Origin of the sequence: Pigmentiphaga humi (assembly GCF_900606115.1) — a bacterium.
In the GTDB taxonomy this organism is placed as follows: domain Bacteria; phylum Pseudomonadota; class Gammaproteobacteria; order Burkholderiales; family Burkholderiaceae_B; genus Pigmentiphaga; species Pigmentiphaga humi.
Genome location: NZ_UWPJ01000053.1, coordinates 1 through 4,405, shown reverse-complemented (window position 1 = coordinate 4,405; position 4,405 = coordinate 1). Strand labels below are relative to the sequence as shown.

1 protein-coding gene is annotated in these 4,405 nt (G+C 74.1%); it reads right to left on the bottom strand.

Translation table 11 applies throughout. From position 1 onward, the window contains the following. Positions 1-4,405, bottom strand: a 4,405-nt coding sequence (locus tag PIGHUM_RS23995) for a beta strand repeat-containing protein (protein ID WP_425466750.1), incomplete at both ends; no start/stop codon positions are given.

Genomic DNA, 4,405 nt, shown 5'->3' with positions numbered 1-4,405 from the left:
CCGCGGGCCGCGGAAGCCGAAGTGGAACTGCTGCCGCTCGCGGCCTGGTTGTCTCCGGATGACGACGCGTCGCCGGCCGTGGCCGCCGTGGCGACCGAGCCGCCCGTGCCGCCGCCACCGCCGACCGACTGCGCCAAGATGCCGTAGGACCGCTCGCCCTGGGTCGCGATGCCGCTGCCGGACACGCCGCTGGCGCAGCCGCTCCCGCTCACGCTGCCGCACACCAGCACCGCGCCTCCGGCGCCGCCGCCCGCGCCCGAGCCGCCCAGGCCCAGCGCGGTCGAGACCGATCCGCCCTCGCCCGAGGTGGACGACGACGATCCGCCGCTGCCGCCGCCCCCGCCGACCGACTGGGCGAAGATGGCCGCCGAATTATGGGCGTAGGTGACGAGGCTGCCGGCGCTGGAAGCGACCGTGACCTGTCCGCCGGCGCCAGCGCCGCCGCCGGTGCCGCCCAGCGACAGCGCCACGCTGGCCTTGCCCGCGTCGGCATTGCTGCTGCTCGATCCGCCGTTGCCGCCGCCCCCGCCCACCGACTGCGCGAAAATCGCCGGCGACTGCACGCCGCCGGACAGGAGGCCGGGCGAACCGGTGACGATGGTGCCGCTGTTGGTCACCGTCACCGCGCCGCCCGCGCTGCCCTTGCCGCCGGCCCCGCCCAGGCTCAATCCGGCCGCGTAGCCGCTGTCGGCGCCCGCGCCCGAGCCCTTGGCGGCGGCGGTGCTGCCCGAAGCGGGCACCGTGCCGGCCGTGGCCGAGTTGCTGCTGTTGCTGGGCGCGGCGCTGGTGGATACCGTGCCGGTCGAGGCGCTGGTGCCGGCGGTATCGCTCGAATCCGGCGTCGCCTTGGCCGCGCTGGACGCTGCGCCGCCGTTGCCCCCGCCGCCCCCGACCGACTGCGCGAACACGCCGGCCGAGTTCGCTCCCTGCGTGGCGATCGTGCCGGTGTTGGTCACCGCGACCGTGCCCGCCTTCCCGCCTCCGCCGCCGCTGCCGCCCAGGCCGAACGAGGCAGCGGCCTTGCCGCCGGCATCGGCGGTACTGCTGGCCGCGCCTCCCGTGCCGCCACCGCCGCCGATCGACTGCGCGAACACCCCCAGCGATTGCGTGCCGGTGGTGGCGATGCTGCCGTTGTTGACGACGGAGACCGCGCCGCCGTCGCCGCCCACCGCTCCCGATCCGCCCAGGCTGACCGAGGCCGAACTGTTGCCGCCCGTCGCGTTCGAGCTGCTGGAACCGCCGTTGCCGCCGCCACCGCCCACCGATTGCGCGAATACGCCGCTCGACAGATCGCCCGTGGTGCTGATCGCCGCTACCGTGGCGACGCTGACGGTGCTGCCATTGCCGCCCAGCCCTCCCGCGCCGCCTATGCTCAGCGACGCCCCCATGCCGTTGTCGGCGCCCGACTGGTTCGCGGGCGTGCTGCTGCTGGAGAATTTCTGCGCGGCCGACACCGTGGCCTTGCCCGCGGTCTTGCCGACGAAACCGGTATAAGCCGCCACGCCGGCTTCCTGCACGGCGCCCTGGGCGCCGGCCGCCGACGACGATGCCGAGCCGCCGTTGCCGCCGCCTCCACCCACCGATTGCGCGAAGATGGCGTTGGACTGGGCGCCGGCGGTGATCAGGGCGCCGCCGGCATTCACCGTGACCGCGCCGGCGTTGCCGCCGCCTCCGCCATAGCCGCCGATCGCCACCGACGCCGCGTATTTGTTGCTGGTCGCGCTGGCGCTCGAAGCGCCGCCATTGCCGCCGCCACCGCCCACCGATTGCGCGTAGATGGCCGGCGCAAGATCGCCATACGTGGCGATGCCGTTGCCTTCGGCCTGCTGCCGCGCCGAGCTGCTGCACACGCCCGCGCTCGAATTGCTGCACACCAGCACGTTGCCGGCATCGCTGCCGACGCCGCCGCCCCCGCCCACCGCCACGGCCATCGCCGCCGTGCCGGAGATCGCATTGGCATAGGCCGACCCGCCGTTGCCGCCGCTGCCGCCTATCGATTGCGCCAGGATGCCCGCGGACTGGTCGCTGTCGCTCACCGCTCCGGCGGCCGGTTCCGTGCCGGTGACGATCGCGCCCGACATCATTACCGTCACCTGGCCGGCATTGCCGCCTGCCGCGCCCTTGCCCCCTACCGCCACCGAGGCCGAGCCGCTGGAAGAGCTGCCGCTGGATGCCGCGGCGCTGAACGCCACGCTGTCGCCGCCATTGCCGCCCGCGCCGCCTATCGACTGCGCCAGAACGCCGACGGACCGGCGTCCGCTGGTCGTGATGCCGCCGGTCGTGGTTACGCTGACCGAACTGCCCGCCTGCCCTGTGCCGCCGTTGCCGCCGCTAGCGCCCGCGGCACCCACCGATACGTTCGACGCGGGATTGCCGGCCGATGCCGTGCCGGTCATGGCCGATCCGCCGTTGCCGCCGTTGCCGCCTATCGATTGGGCGACGATGCCGATGGACTGGTCGCCCCGGGTATGAATGCCGCCGCCGGCCGTGACCGTCACCGTATTGGCGACGCTTCCCGCTCCCCCGGCGCCGCCGACCGAGGTAGCCAGGGCGGCGACGCTACTGGCCGCCCCGGCGGCGGCAAAGCCGCCCGCGCCGCCGCTGCCGCCTATCGATTGCGCCAGGATGCCCGCGGACATCAGGCCGTCGGTCCAGAGGCTCTGCTCGGTATATACATTGACCGTGCCCGCCTTGCCGCCCTTGCCTCCCGCTCCACCGAGGCTGACGCTGGGAGATACGAGCAGGCTGCCCGAAGCGGCCAGGCTCCAGCCGCCGGTACCGCCACCGCCGCCGATCGACTGGGCGAGCAGCGCGGCCGACTGGCTGCCGGAGGTGGCGACCCGCTGATCGCCACCCCGCATGTTCAGCGTGACCGCGGAAGCCGAGCCGCCCTTGCCCCCGCCCCCGCCTATCGCCGCCGCCAGGCTGGCGCCGGCCCCCAGCCCGCCAGCCAGCGCAAAGCCGCCGGCTCCGCCGTTGCCCCCCACGCTTTGCGCGACCACGCCCGGCGACATATCGCCGGCCACGTCCAGGCTGGACCAGTTGTTGACCGTGACCGTGACCGCCGAGCCGCCGTTGCCGCCGCCCCCGCCCACCGCCACGCTGGCGGCGCCATAGAAGCCGGCGGCGCCGGCGGCAGCGAAGCCGCCCGAACCACCGCCGCCGCCCAGGGATTGCGCCAGGATGCCCGGCGCGTTGCCGGTCGCCGCGGCATCCACGGCGATATCGCCCGCGTTGTTCACGAGCACGGAGCCGCCTTTGCCGCCCGTGCCTCCCGACCCGCCGACGCCTATGCTGATGGCTCCGATCTGGGCGATGCTGCCGGCATAGGCGTAGCCGCCCGAGCCGCCTCCGCCGCCTATCGACTGCGCCTGCAAGGCCGCGGCCCCGCCGCCCGTGGTCGTCAATTTCCCGTAGTTGGTCACGTCGACGGACGAAGCATTGTTGCCCGACCCGCCGGAACCGCCGATGGCCGCCGCGCCTGCAGCCGCGAGCGCGCCGGACGCCGCCACGGTGTAGCCGCCATGGCCGCCCCCGCCGCCTATCGACTGCGCCAGGATGGCGCTGGCGGCGTAGCCATGGGTGGTGATGTCGCCGCTGCCGTAGGCCGGGTCGACCAGGCCGTTGGCATTGACGATGTCGACGCTGCCGCCCGTGCCGCCGGACGCTCCCGTACCACCCACCGAGATCGCCGCTGAATACGTGCCCGACGCCGCAAACGTGACCGCCGAGCCGCCGTTGCCCCCGCCCCCGCCTATGGATTGCGCGGCGATGCCCTGCGAACCGTCGCCATAAGTCGTGATCGTGCCGCCGGGATTCTCCACCGCCACGGCCTGGGCGGCCGTTCCCGAGCCGCCCGATCCGCCGACGCCCACAGCGACCGACGAACCCGCGTAGGCCAGGCTCAAGTCCATGGTGCTGCCGCCGCTGCCCCCGCCTCCGCCTATGGATTGGGCCAGCACGCCTTGGGAATAATCCCCCAGCGTCGTGATCTGCCCGCCATTGGTGCTGGCGTACACGCTGCCGCCCGTTCCCCCGGCGCCGCCCGAACCGCCGAAGCCGAAGGCCGCGGATCCCACGAAACTGCCCGACAGCGCCATGGCGTAACCGCCCGCGCCTCCGCCGCCCCCGATGGATTGGGCCACGATGCCCGCCGAAGCCAGGCCGGCGGTCGTGATCGCCACCCCCGGCGTGACGGCCGACAGACGCGTCTGGCCGTTGCATGCGGTGATGGTCGAGTAGGTGCCGAAGCTGTTGCAGTTGACCGTGACCGTGGCGCCCGAACCGCCCGAGCCGCCCGAGGCGCCGACCGCCATGGCGGCCGAATCGCCGAGCTTGGCCGTGGAATAGGCCACCGCGCCGCCGCCCGCCCCGCCGCCGTCACCAACACCGGTTCCATCCGGAC